The sequence below is a fragment of the Streptomyces sp. NPDC004435 genome (genome assembly GCF_042873895.1).
Taxonomy (GTDB): domain Bacteria; phylum Actinomycetota; class Actinomycetes; order Streptomycetales; family Streptomycetaceae; genus Streptomyces.
Map to the genome: position 1 here is coordinate 248,256 of NZ_JBIAMB010000010.1, position 16,706 is coordinate 264,961.

Consider the following 16,706-nt stretch of genomic DNA (forward strand, 5'->3'; position numbering starts at 1 on the left):
GCCACCGGCTGTCACCCCCACCGCCTACGATGACCGCCCATGAGCACGAGTGACGACGACGGCAGACCTCTCGTCGACGGACGGTTCCGGCTGATCTCCCGCCTCGGCAGCGGCGGCATGGGCACGGTCTGGCGCGCCCGCGACATCGCCCTCGACCGGGACGTCGCCCTGAAAGAGGTCCGGCCGCCGGATCCCGCCGCCGAGGCGGCCCACCCCGGGCTCACCGCCCAGCTGCGCGCCCGGGCGATCCGCGAGGCCAGGGCGCTCGCCCGCCTCTCCCACCCGCACGTCGTGACCGTCCACCACATCGTCGAGCCCGCCGACGGCTCCGCCCCGTGGATCGTCATGGAACTGGTCGAGGGGAACTCCGTCGCCGACCGGCTCGCCGCCGGACCGCTCTCCGTCCCCGAGGCCCTCACCCTCGGCCGGCAGGTCCTCGGCGCCCTGCGCGCCGCCCACGCCGCCGGCATCCAGCACCGCGACGTCAAGCCCGCCAACGTCCTCCTGCGCGCGGGCGGCGGCGCCGTCCTCACCGATTTCGGCATCGCCGTCCTCGACGAGGCCACCTCCCGGCTCACCGCCTCCGGCGACCTCATCGGCTCCGCCGAGTTCATCGCCCCCGAGCGGGTGCGCGGCGAGGAGGGCAACCCGGCCTCCGACCTGTGGTCCCTCGGCATGCTCCTGTACGTGGCGACCGAGGGCCACCACCCGCTGCGCCGCGCCACCAGCCTCGCCACCGTCGTCGCCGTGCTCGACGACCCGATCCCGGCGCCGGTCCGCTCCGGCGCCCTCGGGCCCGTCCTCACCCGGCTCCTCGTCCGCGACCCGGCCCGGCGCCCCGACGGCGCCGAGCTCGACCGCCTCCTCGCCGAGGCGGCGACCGGCCCGGCGGACCCCAGGACCCCCGCCGACGCCACTCCGGCCGTCCCCGCCGACGCCGCCCCCGCGGGCTTCGGCCCCCCGACGCCCACCCCGACCCCGACCCCGACCCCGACCCCGCCGGCGTACACGCCCGCCCCGGCCCATCCGTACGCCCACCCCCACCCCGCCTACCGGCCGCCCGCGCCGCCCACCGTCGCGGCGGGCCGCGTCCCCGCGCCCTCCCGGAAGGGCCGGATCACGATCGCCGCGGCGGGCCTCGCCGCCGCCGCCGGCCTCGCGGTCCTCGCCGTGCAGTTCCTCCCCCTGGGAGGCGACGACGGAGACGGCGGGAACCGGGACGCGAAGGGCGGCACCACCGCCTCCCGCACCCCCGGCACCCCGACCACCACCGCGACGGCCCCCTCCACCGCCCCCACCACGCCGCGCGCGACCCCCGTCGCCACCGGCGACCTCCTCACCCCCGACGGCGTGCGGACCGTCATCGCCGCCTTCGAGCAGGCGACCGGCACCACCACCTTCAAGAACATGAACGTCTACGGCGAGTACGCCTTCGCCGAGATCCCCACCCGTCCCGGAGCCCGCTCCTACGACCGGTACGAGTACCGGAACGGCAAGGTGACGAAGTCCGACTTCGGAAAAGGCACCATCAGCACCTCGCCGGACCAGCAGCCGCTCGACGTCAACGGCCTGCCCTGGGACGACCTGCCCGCCCTGAGCAAGCGCGCCGACCGCGAGCTCAAGGTCGAGGACCCCACCATGCGGTACCTGATCATCGACCGCTGGACCTTCAACGAGAACCGGCCCACCCTGCGCCTCTACCGCATCAACGAGTACAGCGCCACCGGCTACCTGGCCGTCGACACGAGCGGGAAGGTGGTGCACAAGGTGACCGCCGAGGACTGAGGGCAGCCGCCCGGGGCGCACGGGGGACAATGGCCCGCGTGAACCAAGACGACCCGTACCTGTGGCTGGAAGACGTCGACGGCGAGGCGGCCCTCGCCTGGGTGGCCGAGCGGAACACCGAGACCGAGGCCGAGCTCGCCGCCGGGCCCGGCTTCGAGCCCCTCGCCGACCGCCTGCGCGAGGTGCTCGACGCCGTCGACCGCATCCCGTACACCACCCGCCGCGGCCCCCACCTCTACAACTTCTGGCAGGACGCCGAACACGTACGGGGTCTGTGGCGGCGCACCACCCTGGAGCAGTACCGCAAGGACGCCCCCGAGTGGGAGACGCTGCTCGACGTGGACGCGCTCGCCGAGGCCGAGGGCGAGAAGTGGGTGTGGGCCGGGGCCGGGGTGCGGCGCCCCGCCCACGACCGGGCACTGGTCCGCCTCTCCCGCGACGGCGGCGACGCCGTCGTGGTCCGCGAGTTCGACCTGACCTCCCTCGCCTTCGTCGAGGACGGCTTCACCGTGCCCGAGGCCAAGACCAGCATCGGCTGGATCGACGCCGACACCGTCTTCGTCGGCACCGACCACGGCACCGGCTCGCTCACCGACTCCGGCTACCCGCGCACCGTCCGCCGCTGGCGGCGCGGCACCCCGCTCGCCGGGGCGCCCACCGTCTTCGAAGGCCAGGCAGCCGACGTCTCCGCCTGGGCCTGGCACGACGACACCCCCGGCTTCGAGCGCTCCTTCGTCGGCCGCTCCCTCGACTTCTTCCGCAGCGAGACCCACCTCGTCACCGACGACGACCGGCTCGTCCGGATCGAGGTCCCCGAGGACGCCGAGGTCTACGCCCACCGCCGGCACCTGATCGTCACCCTCAAGTCGCCCTGGCTCGGCCACCCCGCCGGCGCCCTCCTCGCCTTCGGCTTCGACGCCTTCCTCGCCGGCGACCGTACCGCGGAGGCGCTCTTCACCCCCGACGAGCGCACCGCCCTCGCCGGCCACTCCTGGACCCGGCACCACCTGATCCTGGAGACCATGCGCGACGTCAGCACCCGCATCGAGGTGCTCACCCCGCGCGAGGAGGGCGGCTGGTCGCGCTCCCCGCTCGCCGACGTACCGCCGCTGTCGGCGGTCTCCGTCACCGACACCGACCCGGACGTCTCCGACGAGTACTTCCTCGACGTCTCCGGCTTCCTCCAGCCCTCCACCCTCACCCGCGGCACCATCGGCGGCGACAGCGAGATCCTCCGCCAGGCCCCGGCCCGCTTCGACACCGCGGGCCTCTCCGTCGAGCAGGCCTTCGCGGTCTCCGACGACGGCACCCGCGTCCCCTACTTCGTCATCGGCCCCGACCGCGCCCAGGGCCCCGGCCCCACGCTCCTCTACGGCTACGGCGGCTTCGAGGTCTCCCTCACCCCGTCGTACGCGGCGCTCACCGGCCGCGGCTGGCTGGAGACCGGCGGCACGTACGTCATCGCCAACATCCGCGGCGGCGGCGAGTACGGCCCCGACTGGCACCAGGCCGCCCTCGGCGCCCACCGGCACCGCGCCTTCGAGGACTTCGCCGCCGTCGCCCGGGACCTCGTCGCCCGCGGCCTCACCACCCCGGCGCAGCTCGGCGCCGCCGGCGGCAGCAACGGCGGCCTCCTTATGGGCGCCATGCTGACCCGCTACCCGGAGCTGTTCGGCGCCATCGTCTGCCAGGTGCCGCTGCTCGACATGGTCCGCTTCCACAAGCTGCTCGCCGGCGCCTCCTGGATCGCCGAGTACGGCGACCCCGAGGACGAGGCCGACCTGCCGCACCTGCGGGAGCTCTCCCCGTACCACCGGCTCGCCGCCGACGCCCCCTACCCGCCGGTGCTGCTCACCACCTCCACCCGCGACGACCGGGTCCACCCCGGGCACGCGCGCAAGGCGGCGGCGCGGCTGCGCGAGCTGGGCCACCCGGTGCTCTTCCACGAGAACACCGGAGGCGGCCACGCGGGCGCCACCGACAACGCGCAGGCCGCCCGCAACAAGGCCCTGATGTACACCTTCCTGCGCAAGCACCTCACCCCGGAAGGGTGAGGGGAGGGCTCAGAGCCAGCCGTGCCGCTGGGCCTGGAGCGCCAGCTGGAAACGGTTGGTGGCGCCCAGCCGGGCCATCAGCACCTGGATCCGGCGGAAGAGGGTGCGGCGGCTGACCCCGATCTCCCGGGCGATCACCTCGTCCGCCGCGCCCCCGGCGAGCAGCCACAGCAGCCGCCGGTCGGCCGGCGGCAGCCCGCCCGGGAGCGCGGTGCGGCCGTGCAGCGGCAGCGCGTCCCGCCAGGACTGCTCGAAGAGCGCCACCAGCGCCGAGAGCAGTCCGCACGGCTGCACCACCAGCATCGTGTGGTGCACGTCGGCCTCCCTGATCGACAGCGAGACCAGCCCGTAGGCGTCGTCGATCAGCACGAGCTTCACCGGCACCGAGGGCAGCACCCGGGCCTTCTCGCCCGCCGCGATCACCGGCTCGATCGACTCCTCCAGCTGCCCCGGCCGCTCCAGCGAGGCCCGCGAGTAGATCACCCGCTGGGTCACGCCCCGGGCGAGCGTCGCGAGGGCGTCCTCGGTCGAGTCCGGGATCAGCAGGTACGGCGGCGAGTCCATCTGCCGGATCTGCTGCCGGGCGCTCGCCCACGCCTGCCGCAGCCGGGGCGCGATCGCCGCGCCGGTCACCACCTCCACCGGATGGTCGTCGTACCCGGCGAGCCGCTGCCGCCGGAACGCCTCGAAGGCGCCGCCCACCGTGATCCGCGACTCGTCCAGCTCGGCGGCCCGGTGCCGGCCCAGGATCTCCAGGCCCGCCGCCGGCGGCACCGGGGCCACCGTGCCGCCCCGCTCCACCACCGGGCTCGCGAGCCCCGCGTCGACCAGCTCCCCGTACGCCTCCGCCAGCGCGGGCCCGGTCAGACCCGCCGCGGCGCCGACCACCTCCAGCGGCGCCGGAGCCCGCTCCAGGAGCGCGTGGTACACCCGCGTCGCCGGCTCGCCGAGGCCCAGGAGCAGCAGGGCCTCGCCCAGTCTCGCCTTCGTCATGGCACCCATTCTGGCCGTCGCCGGCGCCGCCGGGTGTCCGATCGGTGCCACTGGCACGAACGGGCCCCATGGCGGTCCCGAGCGGTCTACGGTCCGTGACAGCCGCCGGCGCCCGGCGGTTCCCCGGCACACACGCACACACGCACACACGCACTCACGCACTCACGCACTCACGACGAAGGAGCCCGACGTGGCGAAGGGTCGCAAGAACGGCCTGTACACCGGCATCTCCGAGGAGCTGTCCGCGCTGATGCGGACCGGCTGGGCCGACACCGAGCGGCACGACCTCCAGCTCTCCGAGCAGGCGCCGTACGCCGCCGCCCGCCGTGCCGCGCTCTCCGCGCGGTTCCCCGGCGAGCGCCTCGTGATCCCCTCCGGCAACCTCAAGGTCCGCTCCAACGACGACACGTACCCCTTCCGCCCGTACTCCGGCTACGTCCACATGACCGGCGACCAGGCCCGCGACTGCGCGCTCGTCCTGGAGCCGCGCGAGGACGGCGGCCACGACGCGTACTGCTACCAGCTGCCCCGCGACGGCCGCGACGACGACACCTTCTGGATCGGCTACACCGCCGAGCTCTGGATGGGCCGCCGGCTCTCGCTGGCCGAGGCCGAGACCGTCCTCGGACTGCCCTGCCGGGACGTCCGCGAGGCCGCCGCCGAGCTGGCCGCCGGCGCGGGAGTGCCCACCCGGATCGTCCGCGGCGTCGACCCCGCCCTGGAGGCGGCCGTCACCACCGACGAGGAGCGGGACACGGACCTGGAGGACGTCCTCAGCGAGCTGCGCCTGGTCAAGGACGCCTGGGAGATCGGCGAGCTCCGCAAGGCCGTCGACTCCACCGTCCGCGGCTTCACCGACGCCATCGGCGACCTCTCCACGGCCGTCGCCACCTCCGAGCGCTGGATCGAGGGCACCTTCTTCCGCCGGGCCCGCCTGGAGGGCAACTCGGTCGGCTACGGCTCCATCTGCGCCGCCGGCGAGCACGCCACGATCATGCACTGGACGTCCAACGACGGCCCGGTCCGCCCCGGCGAGCTGCTGCTCTTCGACGCCGGTGTCGAGACGAACTCCCTCTACACCGCCGACGTCACCCGCACCCTCCCCATCAGCGGCACCTTCACCCCCGTCCAGCGCCAGGTGTACGACGCCGTGTACGAGGCCCAGCAGGCCGGCTTCGACGCGGTGAAGCCCGGCGCCCCCTACCGCGCCTTCCACGAGGCCGCCCAGCGGCACCTGGCGGCCCGCCTGGTGGAGTGGGGCTTCATCGAGGGGCCGGTGGACCGCGCGTACGAACTCGGCCTCCAGCGGCGCTTCACCATGGCGGGAACCGGCCACATGCTGGGTCTCGACGTGCACGACTGCGCCACCGCACGCACCGAGGAGTACGTCGACGGCGTCCTCGTGCCGGGCATGGTCCTCACCGTCGAACCGGGCCTCTACTTCCAGTCCGACGACCTGACGGTGCCCGCCGAGTGGCGCGGGATCGGGGTCCGCATCGAGGACGACCTGCTGGTCACCGAGACGGGCCACGAGAACCTGTCGGACGGCCTGCCCCGCACCTCCACCGAGGTGGAGGAGTGGATGGCCCGCGTCGCGGGCTGAGCCCGACACCTCCCCGGCGGACCGGAGTACGGCTCCGCCGGGGTGGGCGACGGCCACGCGCCTGCGTGCGAGGCCGCCGTCCGAGCCCCCGCCGGGCTCACGGCTCCCTCGCGGACACCCGGTCGACCAGCTCGGCCAGGGCGTCCGCGAGGGCGTCGAGCCCGGGACCGGCCGGGCCGCCCGGCTCCGTCATGTACAGGTCCCGGCGGATCTCCACCATCAGGGCGGTGACCCGCGGGTCACGCCCGTAGTGCCGCAGCGGCACGTACGTCCCCGCGAAGGGGCTGTCGACGCCCGTCCCGCCGCACCCGGCGAACGCCTCGCGGGCCGCCTCCAGGAGCCACGCGGGGGTGTGGAAGGGGTCGGTGCCCAGGCAGACGGGCGGCCTCGGGCCCGCGCCGTGCAGCTCGTACGGCAGTGCCCGGCTCGGGTACGAGTGGACGTCGACGAGCACCGCCCGCCCCGTCGCGGCGAGCCGGTCGTCGACCGCCTCCGTCATCGCCCGCGCGTACGGCTCGAAGTACCGCTCGATCAGGGGCCGTCCGTCGAATCCGGCCGGCCGCAGCTCCTCGCCGTGGGTGGTCCGCGTGTACACCGCGCCCATCCCGCTCGCGAGCATCTCCTCCCGCTCGTCCGGGAACCGCTCGGGGTCCACGACGAGCCGGGAGAGCCCGTTCACGAACCGCCAGGGCGCGAGCCCCGCGGCGGCGGCCGCGAGGCCGGCGATCTCCTCGGTGTGGGCGTCGGTGATGTGGTCGAGTTCCCGGCCGAGCGCCGCGTCGTCCGGCACGAGCCCGGACCTCACCTCGGCCGGTATCTCCCGTGCGGAGTGCGGGACATGGAGAAGGACCGGCGAGTCGGCGGCCCCCGGGTGGAGCCGGAAGGGGGTGGCGGGGGAGCGGGTGGCGGAGGGGGTGTCGGGCACGGCGTTCGTCTCCCTGCTGCTGGACCGGGACCTGCTCGTCAACCCGATGATCATGACACTCCGGGGCCCGGGTGGTTTACGGATGATCTTCGCCGGATCGGTGATCATGACCGGTCGGCGAGCCGCGAGAGTGACGCCCGTGAACCCCCAGAACCCCCAGAACGTCCCGCACGGGAACCTCCCGGCCCGCCGCGCCGTGCTCGCCGGTACGGCCGCCCTCGCCGCCGCGTCCGCCGTCCCCGCTTCCGCCCTCCCCGCGTCCGCCGCCGCTTCCTCCCCGGCACCCGCCGCCGCCCCCGGACGGGCCCCCGCCTCCGCCCCCTCCGCCGACTGGCGGACCTGCCTCACCGTCGCCCGGGCCGTCCTGGTCCGCGACGAGGACGACGAACCCCTCGTCCCCCGCTACCTCGACATCCTGGTGAACGGCGGCCTGCCGCGCTCGGGCCGCCCGCCCCGGAGGATCCTGGTCGTCGGCGCGGGCCCCGCCGGACTCACCGCCGCCCACCTGCTGCGCGCCGCCGGCCACCGGGTCACGGTCGTGGAGGCCAACGCCAACCGGGTCGGCGGCCGGATCAAGACCTTCCGCACCGGCGGCCACGAGAACGCCGCACAGCCCTTCGCCGACCCCCTCCAGTACGCGGAGGCCGGCGCCATGCGCATCCCCGGCAGCCATCCCCTGGTCACCGGGCTCGTCGCCGACCTCGGCCTCACGCTCCGCCCCTTCCATCTGGTCGACGTCGACGCCGGGGGCCGCCCCGCCTCCCGCACCTGGCTCCTCGTCAACGGCGTCCGCGTCCGTCGCGCCGACTACGCCCGCGACCCGCGCGCGGTCAACCGCTCGTTCGGCGTGCCCGCCGCGTACGAGACCGTGCCCGCCGCGCAGATCGTCCGCGCCGCGCTCGCCCCGGTCCGCGCCGAGATCGACGGCAAGGAGGGGAGTGCGCTCGTCGAGGGCTGGGCGCGGGTGATCCAGCGCTACGGCCACATGTCGATGTACCGCTTCCTCACCGACGAGGCGAAGCTGGACGAGCGGACCGTCGACCTGATCGGCACCGTCGAGAACCTCACGTCCCGGCTCCACCTCACCTTCCTCCACTCCTTCGTCAACGCCGCCCTGATCAGCCCCGACACCCGCTTCCACGAACTCCCCGGCGGCAGCGGCACCCTGGTCGACGCCCTGTACGAGCGGGTCCGCGACCTGGTGCGCCTCGACCGCAGGGCCACCCGGATCGTGCAGGACGAGCGGCGGCGCACGGTCACCGTGGAGACCGTCTCGGAGGGCCGCGACGGCGCCCCCGTCGTCCGCGAGAGCTTCACCGCCGACCTCGCCGTCGTCACCGTCCCGTTCTCCGGGCTGCGGCACATCCCGGTCAGCCCGCCGTTCTCGTACCACAAGCGCCGTGCCGTCACCGAGCTGCACTACGACGCCGCCACCAAGGTCCTCCTCGAATTCAGCCGCCGCTGGTGGGAGTTCGACGAGGACGACTGGCGGCGCGAGCTGGACGCCATCCGCCCCGGGCTGCACGCCGACTACCGCCTCGGCCGCACCCCCACCGACGGCTCCCTGATCGGCGCCCACCCCTCCGTGCCGCGCGGCCACCTCACCCCCGCCCAGCGCGCCCACTACGCCGCCTGCCGGCCCGTCGCCCGCGACCAGCCCGAGGCGGCCGGGGTGATCGGCGGCGGCTCCGCCACCGACAACCCCAACCGCTTCGCCTACCAGCCGTCGCACCCGGTGGAGGGGAGCGGGGGCGGGGTCCTCCTCGCCTCCTACAGCTGGGCCGACGACGCCCTCAAGTGGGACTCCTTCGACGACGCCGAGCGCTATCCGCGCGCCCTGGCCGGACTCGCGGAGCTGTACGGGCAGCGCGTGGAGGTCTTCTACACGGGCGTCGGCCGCACCCAGTCCTGGATGCGGGACCCGTACGCGTACGGCGAGGCGTCCGTCCTCCTCCCCGGCCAGCACACCGAGCTCTTCCCGCACGTCCGGGGCCCGGAGGGCCGTCTCCACTTCGCCGGCTGTCACACCTCGGTCAAGCCGGCCTGGATCGAGGGCGCCCTGGAGTCGGCGGTACGGGTGGCCCTGGAGGTGCACCAGGCCGGGTGAGCGGGCGGCGGCGCCCGTCGGCAGCCGCCGCCGCCGGCGCCCGCGCCCGCGCCGGCGGCTGACGGTCCGGCCCGGTGAGGCGACGGCCGGGCCGCCGCTGCGGCGGTCGGGGGGAACGGCACAATGCGATCATGATGCAGTCGTTCCTGCCCGTCCTCGAACGGGTCGCCGAGGAGATCGAGGGCCTGGCCGGCCGGGGCCGGCCGGCCGACTACATCCCGGCGCTCGCGGCCGGTGATCCCCGCAGCTTCGGGATGGCCGTGGCCGAGGTGGACGGCAGTGTGTACGGGGTGGGGGAGTGGCAGCGGCCCTTCTCCACCCAGTCCGTCACCAAGGTCTTCAGCCTCGCCCTCGCCCTCGCCAAGGAGGGGGAGGAGCTGTGGGAGCACGTGGGCCGCGAGCCCTCCGGCAACCCCTTCAACTCGCTCGTGCAGCTGGAGTACGAGCAGGGCATCCCCCGCAACCCCTTCATCAATGCCGGCGCGCTCGTCGTCACCGACCGGCTCCACCGGCTCACCGGCGACGCCTCCGGAGTCCTGCGGGACTTCCTCCGGGCCGAGAGCGGCAACCACGACCTCGACTTCGACCGGGACGTGGCCGCCTCCGAGGGCGAGCACGGCGACCGCAACGCCGCCCTCGCCCACTTCATGGCCTCGTACGGAAACATCACCACACCCGTCCCCACCCTGCTGCGCGAGTACTTCCGGCAGTGCTCGGTCGAGGCGTCCTGCGCCGACCTCGCCGTCGCCACCGGTTTCCTCGCCCGGCACGGCGTCCGCGCCGACGGCAGCCGGCTCCTCACCCGCAGCCAGGCCAAGCAGATCAACGCCGTCATGCTCACCTGCGGCACGTACGACGCCGCCGGCGACTTCGCCTACCGGGTGGGGCTGCCCGGCAAGAGCGGCGTCGGCGGCGGGATCATCGCCGTGGTGCCCGGCCGCTGCACCCTGTGCGTGTGGAGCCCCGGCCTCGACGAGCGGGGCAACTCGGTCGCCGGGGTCGCCGCCCTCGACCGCTTCACCACCATCACCGGCCTCTCCGTCTTCTGATCCGCGCTCCCGGAGGGCCGCCGGTCCCGGCCCGGCTGGCGAGGGCGTCCTCCACGGGGTACAGATCCGGTGGGGGCGCCGTGCGCGCCCGGAGCGAGGAGGTCGCCGTGGACAACCGCACCACCGGATTCGTGCAGTCCTTCAACCGCCGCGCCGGCTACGGGTTCGTGCTGCCCGTCGGCTCCGAGGAACCCGTCCACTTCCGGGCGGAGGACATCGAGGGCGGTGTCCGCTCGCTCTCCGAGGGCCAGCAGGTCACCTTCGTCCTCGTCCTCGGAGAGGGCCGGTTCGAGGCGCGGGAGATCCGCACCTGACCCCCGGGTCGGGCCTCCCCCGGACGGAGCAGCCGCCCGCCGCCGCCCCGGGACCGAGCGGCACGGCTCCGGCCGCCCGGGGGCGGCGCTCTCGGGCCGGTGCATGACAAGGCGGGTACGGCCTGCCGGGCGGCGGCGCCCGTGCCAGGGTGGAGGCATGACCATCGAAGTGCGTCCGGCCTCCGTCTACGAGGACGTCCGCGCCGTGATCGGCCCCAAGTCGCCCACGGCCAACGTGTGTTTCTGCCTGAGCTACCGCATCCCGTCCAAGCTCAACAACGAGCTGCGCGGGCCGGCCAGGGGCGAGTACGTCGCCGGCCTGTGCGCCGAGGAGCCTCCGCCGGGCGTCCTCGCCTACGAGGACGGCGAGCCTGCCGGCTGGGCGGCCGTGGCGCCGCGCTCGGAGACCACGTTCGCCCGGAACCGGAAGATCCCGCACGTCGACGACCTGCCGGTCTGGTCGCTCTGGTGCGTCCGGGTCCGCCCCGGCCACCGCAAGCGGGGCGTCAGCCACGCCCTGATCGCGGGGGCGGTCGACTTCGCCCGCGCGCACGGGGCGCCGGTCGTGGAGGCGTACCCGCTGGACAACGGCGACGCCCGGGTGGACATGACGATGGCGTACGCCGGGCTGCGGAGGAACTTCGAGCGGGCCGGCTTCGTGAAGGCCGCCGACACCACCTCGGTACTCGCCGGCCATCCCCGGATCCTGATGCGCCTCGATCTGCGCCGATGACGGATCCCGCGCTCTCTCCCTCTTCAACGTATAGCGCACGGGGGGCCTTGCGGCAAGGCCCCCGGAGTGACGCACAATCGGCGACTGAACAGCACAAACAGATGGGGGAACCTTCATGTTCGATGCCGATGTCCTGGTGATCGGCGGCGGGCCGACCGGGCTCGTGCTCGCGTCCGAGCTGCGCCTGTGGGGCCTGCGGCCGCTCGTCCTGGAGAAGGCGGCGGAGCCCAGCGGGCACAGCCGCGCGCTCGGGCTGCACGTCCGCAGCATCGAGGTGATGGACCAGCGCGGTCTCCTCGACCGCTTCCTCGCCCGGGGACAGCAGTACCGGGTGGGCGGCTTCTTCGCCGGGCTCGGCACCAGCTGGCCCGAGGATCTCGACACGGCCCACTCCTACGTCCTCGGCATCCCGCAGAACGTCACCGAGGAGCTGCTCGACGAGCACGCCCGCGAGGTGGGCGTGGAGATCCGGCGCGGCCGGGAGCTCGTCGGGTTCGACCAGGACGCGGGGGGCGTGACTGCGGAGCTCGCCGACGGCACCCGGCTGCGGGCCCGCTGGCTGGTCGGCTGCGACGGCGGCCGCAGCACCGTGCGCGCCCTGACCGGGATCGGCTTCCCGGGGGTGCCCGCGCGGTACGAGACGCTGATCGCCGAGGTGCGGATCGGGGTCCCCTGGGAGGAGGTCGTGCCCGTCGTGGCGGAGGTGCGCAAGACGCAGATGCGGTACGGCGTGATGCCGCTCGGCGAGGGTCTTTTCCGCGTGATCGTGCCCGCGGCCGGGCTCTCCGGCGACCGCTCCGCGCCGACGCTCGACGAGCTGAGGGAGCGTCTGATCGCGGTGGGCGGAACCGACTTCGGGGTCCACGAGCCCCGCTGGCTGTCCCGGTTCGGCGACGGCACCCGGCAGGCCGAGCGGTACCGCGAGGGCCGGGTGCTGCTCGCCGGCGACGCCGCGCACATCCACCCGCCGACCGGCGGCCAGGGCCTCAACCTCGGGGTGCAGGACGCCTTCAACCTCGGCTGGAAGCTCGCCGCCGAGGTGCTGGGCTGGGCGCCGGAGGGGCTGCTCGACACGTACCACTCCGAGCGGCACCCGGTCGCCGCCGCCGTGCTCGACAACACCCGTGCCCAGATGGAGCTGATGTCGGAGGAGCCGGGTGCGCGGGCGGTGCGCCGGCTGCTGGCGGAGCTGATGGAGTTCGACGAGGTCAACCGGCACGTCATCGGGAAGCTCACCGCCGTCGACCTCCGCTACGACTACGCCGGGGAGGGGGAGGACCCGCTGGTCGGGCGGCGGCTGAAGGACGTGCCGCTGAAGGAGGGGCGGCTCTTCGAGGCGGCGCGCGGCGGGCGCGGACTCCTGCTCGACCGGACCGGGGCGCTCTCGGCGGAGGGCTGGGAGGACCGGGTGGAACGCGTCACCGGGTCGGACGTCGGACCCGACGTACCGGCGGCGCTGCTGCGGCCCGACGGGCACGTCGTCTGGGTCGGCGACGACCCGGCCGAGCTGCGGGAGCGCCTGGAGCGCTGGTTCGGGGCGCCGGCCGCGAGCTGACCGCGCCGCCCGCCCGCCCTCCGCGCCGATGGCGAGGGCAGGCGGGCGGCCGCCGGGGTGGGGAGGTGGGTCGGAGGGCGGACGGTCGCCGGTTCGGGGGCGTTCTTACGCGGGAGGCCGAGGGTGTCGGGGACGAGCCGGCGGCTCCCACGACTCGCCCCCTGGACCCGGGCCCCGGCCTCCGGGCCCTGGGACCGGCCTCCCGGCCCCGGACCCGCTCCGCCAGGAACCGCGCCCCGCCCTGACCCCCTCGCATGCCCGTCCGGCAAACCTTTGGCCGCACATTCACCGAATCAGGTGACTGAGGTCGAGGCGAAACGTCCCTCCCGCCCCGCCTACGGCCACGCTCGACGTGACACTTGGACCCACCCTGTGGAGCGTCCGATGCAGCTGATCCCCCGTCACGACCCCCACCTGTCCGTCCGCTCGGCCGGAGCCCTGACCGTCGCCGTCATCAGCGGCGAACTGGACCTCGTCCTCGTCCGCCACCTGCGACCCGAACTCGACGCCCTCGTCCGCGAGGCCGACGCCCTCGCCGTCGACATCCGCCCGCTCGCCTTCTGCGACGCCACCGGCCTCGGCCTGCTCGCCCACTGTGCCCGGAGCGCCCGCGCGCGCGGGGCGCACTGGCAGCTCGTCTGCGACCAGCCGTGGATCCTCCGCCTGGTCCGCCTCACCGGCCTCGACGACCTGCTCGCCCCCGATCCCGTCCTGCGCCCGCTGCCCGCGCCGCCGCTGCTCTCCGGTCCCCGCGCGCGGGCCGAGCACCCCGTCTGAGGCCCCGCGATACGGTCGGCCCCATGTCTGAAGTCCGGTTGACCACGCCCTCCTTCCTCGTCCTCGGCATCATCGACAAACTGGGCGAGGCCAGCCCGTACGACGTCAAGGTCGAGGCGGCGCGGACCGTGGCACCCTTCTGGTCCGTGCCGCACGCGCAGGTCTACGCCCAGTGCGACCGGCTCCTGAAGGCCGGACTGCTGTCGGAGGCGCGCCAGGAGGGCGGCCGCAACCGCCGTCTGATGCGGCTCACCGAGGAGGGGGCGGCAGCGCTGCGGGGCTGGCTCGCCGACCCCTCCTTCGTGCCGGTCGAGGCGCGCGAACGGGGCATCCTCAAGCTCTGGTTCGGAGCGAGCCCCGGCGTCCACGCCCCCGTCCAGGCCGAGGAGCACCGGCGCACCCTGGAGGAGTACGAGGGGCTGGCCGCGGAGGTCGGCGAGCTGCTCACCCGGGGGCAGCGCGAGGCGCTGGAGTTCGGCATCCGGTACGAGCGGATGATGGTCGACTTCTGGAGCTGGGTCGGCGACCGCGCACCGGAGGACGGTGGCGCCGAGAGTGTCGACCAGCACTGACCCCTGGTAACAGCTGTTTGTTACCGACCGGTTGACCCCGGCCTCGACCGGCCCTACCTTCCTCCATAGTCCAGAGTGGACTATTGCCGAGGGGGAGGAGCCGCCATGGGGCGTCCGACCAGCACCAGACGCGGAAGGGTCGCCATCGTCGCGCTGACGGCGGTCTGCCTCGCGTACGCACCGATCGCCTTCACCGAGCTCTGGCCCTACGCCCGGCCCGGCGCACCCGCCCTCGGTGAGTGGGTCCTCGGCCGCACGGTCTCGCCCGAATTCGTCGCCGAGGCCGTCCGCGACCGGATGGGACCGTACGAGCGCAGCCTGGTGCCGCTCATCGTCCACTCCGTCCTCGGTGGCCTGCTGATGCTGCTCGGCCCCGTGCAGCTGCTCACCGCCGTCCGCCGCCGCATCCGCCTCCACCGGGCCCTCGGCATCGTCTTCGCCGTCACCGTGTACGTGTCGATGGCCGGCGCGGCGCTCTACCTCGTCCGTACACCGCCGGAGCAGGCGTTCAGCGGCGCCGCCTTCTGGGTCGTCCTCGCCGTCATCCTCGTCGGCACGGTCGGCAGCGTCACCTTCGGCATCCTCGCCGCCCTCACCGGCTACCCGGACCTCCACCAGCGCTGGCTGCTGCTCTGCTACGGCTTCCTGATGACCGCTCCGCTGCTCCGCCTCGAATGGGGCTTCCTGCCCACGCTCTACCCGGGGCTGACGATCCAGGAGATCAACCGGGTCGCGATCATGCACCTCGGCGCGCTGGTCTCCTTCGGCGCGCTGCTCGCCACCCGGGCCCTCGACCGCCGCACCTCCGTCCCCGGCCTCACCGGCAGCTGGGCGCCCGGACCGGTGCTGGTCCTCGCCCACCTCGCGGGCGCCGCCGGCCTGGCCGCGCTCGTCCCCGCCTTCCTCGACCAGGGAGCCGAGGGCCGCCGGCTCCTCCTCGCCTACGCGGTGCCGTACGCCGTCATGTACGCCGTCCTCGCCGCCCGCGCCGCAGGGGCGCGGCGCGCCGGCAACGGCTGGGCCCGCGAGGAGTGGCGCCTCCACCTCGGCGCGCTGCTCCTCGCCCCGGCCTTCTCGGCGGTCATGGTGCCCGTCCTGGAGCGGGCCATGGACCTGGACCGCGCGACCGCCCTCGTCGCCGCCGCCGGGATCGGCTGCGGCATGCTCGCCTACACCGCCGTCACCGTCGTCAGCCTCCGTGTCCTCGCGGGCCGTGAACTCCTCCGCCGGCGGCCGGGCCCGCAGCCGGCGGCGGCCACCCCCGCTCCGGAATCCGCCGTCGTCGCCCCGGCCGGGGAGGAGGTCCGATGAGCACGTCCGCCGCCACCCCGGCCGGGGCCGCCCCCGCGGCCGTCACCGGGCCCGCGCCCGGGCGCCCCGGGCGCGAACTCTCCGCCGCCGTGGCCGTCCTGAGCACCGTCGTCGCCGTCGTCAGCCTCGGCGTCGGCTCCCTCCTCGCCGTCGCGGGCGCCGCCGGACACGGGGCAGGGGCCTGGGCCTCGCCGGAACCGCTCAGCCCCGCCCTCATCGGCGCGGCCATGGTCGGCGTCGCACCCGCCCTGTTCACCCTGCGCCGGGCCGCGACCTGGGAGGAGGTGCGGAGCCTCTACCTGCCGCTGGTCGTCGTCATGGTCGGCCTGCTCGCCGTCACCCTCCTCAACGCGGGCTCGCTCCGCGTCGCCGAGGGCGGCCCGCTCTTCCTGGTGCTCTTCAGCCTGGGCTGGGTGCCGGTGGTGGCCGTCCTCGCGCTCGCCGCCGTCGGCTGCCTCGCCGCCCAGTACCGCAAGCCGGCCGGGGAGCCCTCCCGTACCCCGCTCGCCCCGGTCCCCGGCTGGTCCAAGCCGCCGCTGGCGGTCCTCGGTTCCGGCTGGCTCGGCATCGGCGCGGGACTCCTCGTCCTCCCGGGCTTCTGGAGCGCCTTCGTACCGTGGACGGTGAACCGCGCCGACGCCCAGGGCCTCGGGGTGTGGGCGCTCGCCCTCGGCGTCGGCGTCCTCACCTCGCTCGCCGAGGACGACCTGGCCCGCAGTCGCCCCGCCGTCCGTGCCGTGCCACTCGTCGCCGTCGTCTGCGGGGTCGTGCTCGCCGTGCGCGCACCCGCCGTCGACTGGACGTCGGGCGGGGCCGTCTCGCTCCTCGCGCTCCTCGCCGGGCTGCTGGTGACGGGGGTGACCGGACAGCTGCTGCTGGGGCGGGCGGACCGGGCGGCCGGAGATCCCGGGCTCCGCGTGCGGTGATC

14 protein-coding genes are annotated in these 16,706 nt (G+C 74.8%); 12 read left to right on the forward strand and 2 right to left on the reverse strand.

The features are described from left to right. The first annotated feature begins 39 nt into the window (after positions 1-39). Positions 40-1,785: a serine/threonine-protein kinase gene (locus ACFYT9_RS20380; RefSeq protein WP_389165725.1), complete on the forward strand. Its 1,746-nt coding sequence runs from the start codon at positions 40-42 to the stop codon at positions 1,783-1,785. Positions 1,786-1,814: 29 nt separating this feature from the next. After that, positions 1,815-3,839, forward strand: coding sequence for a prolyl oligopeptidase family protein (locus tag ACFYT9_RS20385; RefSeq protein WP_389165727.1), 2,025 nt, complete (start codon positions 1,815-1,817; stop codon positions 3,837-3,839). A 9-nt stretch (positions 3,840-3,848) separates the two neighbouring features. Here the strand turns inward: ACFYT9_RS20385 and ACFYT9_RS20390 are convergent, their stop codons facing one another. Beyond that, positions 3,849-4,832, reverse strand: a complete 984-nt coding sequence (locus tag ACFYT9_RS20390) for a LuxR family transcriptional regulator (RefSeq protein ID WP_389165729.1) — start codon at positions 4,830-4,832, stop codon at positions 3,849-3,851. Between the two features lie 190 nt (positions 4,833-5,022). Here ACFYT9_RS20390 and ACFYT9_RS20395 point away from each other — a divergent pair, with 190 nt between their 5' ends. After that, complete coding sequence (locus ACFYT9_RS20395; protein WP_389165731.1) at positions 5,023-6,435, forward strand: aminopeptidase P family protein; 1,413 nt, start codon at positions 5,023-5,025, stop codon at positions 6,433-6,435. A gap of 97 nt (positions 6,436-6,532) precedes the next feature. Here the strand turns inward: ACFYT9_RS20395 and ACFYT9_RS20400 are convergent, their stop codons facing one another. Beyond that, positions 6,533-7,360, reverse strand: a complete 828-nt coding sequence (locus tag ACFYT9_RS20400) for an N-formylglutamate amidohydrolase (RefSeq protein WP_389165734.1) — start codon at positions 7,358-7,360, stop codon at positions 6,533-6,535. 106 nt (positions 7,361-7,466) lie between these two features. Between ACFYT9_RS20400 and ACFYT9_RS20405 the strand changes: the two genes are divergently transcribed. The 9 genes from ACFYT9_RS20405 to ACFYT9_RS20445 all read left to right on the forward strand — a co-directional run bounded on the left by ACFYT9_RS20405 (position 7,467) and on the right by ACFYT9_RS20445 (position 16,704). Further along, a complete protein-coding gene (locus tag ACFYT9_RS20405; protein WP_389165838.1) occupies positions 7,467-9,467 on the forward strand; it encodes a flavin monoamine oxidase family protein in 2,001 nt (666 codons plus the stop codon). A 131-nt stretch (positions 9,468-9,598) separates the two neighbouring features. After that, complete coding sequence (locus ACFYT9_RS20410; RefSeq protein WP_376602541.1) at positions 9,599-10,516, forward strand: glutaminase; 918 nt, start codon at positions 9,599-9,601, stop codon at positions 10,514-10,516. Between the two features lie 107 nt (positions 10,517-10,623). After that, positions 10,624-10,830: a cold-shock protein gene (locus ACFYT9_RS20415; RefSeq protein ID WP_387279927.1), complete on the forward strand. Its 207-nt coding sequence runs from the start codon at positions 10,624-10,626 to the stop codon at positions 10,828-10,830. Positions 10,831-10,987: 157 nt separating this feature from the next. Beyond that, positions 10,988-11,563 carry a GNAT family N-acetyltransferase gene (locus tag ACFYT9_RS20420; RefSeq protein ID WP_376602539.1) on the forward strand — a complete coding sequence of 192 codons (576 nt, stop codon included), beginning with the start codon at positions 10,988-10,990 and terminating at the stop codon, positions 11,561-11,563. 115 nt (positions 11,564-11,678) lie between these two features. Next, complete coding sequence (gene rox, locus ACFYT9_RS20425) at positions 11,679-13,118, forward strand: rifampin monooxygenase (RefSeq protein ID WP_389165738.1); 1,440 nt, start codon at positions 11,679-11,681, stop codon at positions 13,116-13,118. A 384-nt stretch (positions 13,119-13,502) separates the two neighbouring features. After that, the gene (locus ACFYT9_RS20430; RefSeq protein WP_376602537.1) at positions 13,503-13,895 is read left to right on the forward strand and encodes an STAS domain-containing protein; all 393 of its coding nucleotides are present in this window, start codon (positions 13,503-13,505) and stop codon (positions 13,893-13,895) included. Between the two features lie 23 nt (positions 13,896-13,918). Continuing rightward, the gene (locus ACFYT9_RS20435; protein WP_389165742.1) at positions 13,919-14,467 is read left to right on the forward strand and encodes a helix-turn-helix transcriptional regulator; all 549 of its coding nucleotides are present in this window, start codon (positions 13,919-13,921) and stop codon (positions 14,465-14,467) included. 105 nt (positions 14,468-14,572) lie between these two features. Next, positions 14,573-15,778, forward strand: coding sequence for a DUF2306 domain-containing protein (locus ACFYT9_RS20440; RefSeq protein WP_389165745.1), 1,206 nt, complete (start codon positions 14,573-14,575; stop codon positions 15,776-15,778). Beyond that, positions 15,775-16,704, forward strand: a complete 930-nt coding sequence (locus ACFYT9_RS20445) for a hypothetical protein (protein WP_389165746.1) — start codon at positions 15,775-15,777, stop codon at positions 16,702-16,704. The genes ACFYT9_RS20440 and ACFYT9_RS20445 overlap by 4 nt, the downstream gene beginning before the upstream one ends. The last annotated feature ends 2 nt before the right edge of the window (positions 16,705-16,706 follow it).

Bases quoted from the DNA above. Each gene is read 5' to 3' on its own strand.
- ACFYT9_RS20380 (WP_389165725.1), top strand. From the start codon at position 40: ATGAGCACGAGTGACGACGACGGCAGACCTCTCGTCGACGGACGGTTC.
- ACFYT9_RS20385 (WP_389165727.1), top strand. From the start codon at position 1,815: ATGGCCCGCGTGAACCAAGACGACCCGTACCTGTGGCTGGAAGACGTC.
- ACFYT9_RS20390 (WP_389165729.1), bottom strand. From the start codon at position 4,832: ATGACGAAGGCGAGACTGGGCGAGGCCCTGCTGCTCCTGGGCCTCGGC.
- ACFYT9_RS20405 (WP_389165838.1), top strand. From the start codon at position 7,467: ATGACCGGTCGGCGAGCCGCGAGAGTGACGCCCGTGAACCCCCAGAAC.
- ACFYT9_RS20410 (WP_376602541.1), top strand. From the start codon at position 9,599: ATGATGCAGTCGTTCCTGCCCGTCCTCGAACGGGTCGCCGAGGAGATC.
- ACFYT9_RS20420 (WP_376602539.1), top strand. From the start codon at position 10,988: ATGACCATCGAAGTGCGTCCGGCCTCCGTCTACGAGGACGTCCGCGCC.
- rox (WP_389165738.1), top strand. From the start codon at position 11,679: ATGTTCGATGCCGATGTCCTGGTGATCGGCGGCGGGCCGACCGGGCTC.
- ACFYT9_RS20430 (WP_376602537.1), top strand. From the start codon at position 13,503: ATGCAGCTGATCCCCCGTCACGACCCCCACCTGTCCGTCCGCTCGGCC.
- ACFYT9_RS20435 (WP_389165742.1), top strand. From the start codon at position 13,919: ATGTCTGAAGTCCGGTTGACCACGCCCTCCTTCCTCGTCCTCGGCATC.
- ACFYT9_RS20440 (WP_389165745.1), top strand. From the start codon at position 14,573: ATGGGGCGTCCGACCAGCACCAGACGCGGAAGGGTCGCCATCGTCGCG.
- ACFYT9_RS20445 (WP_389165746.1), top strand. From the start codon at position 15,775: ATGAGCACGTCCGCCGCCACCCCGGCCGGGGCCGCCCCCGCGGCCGTC.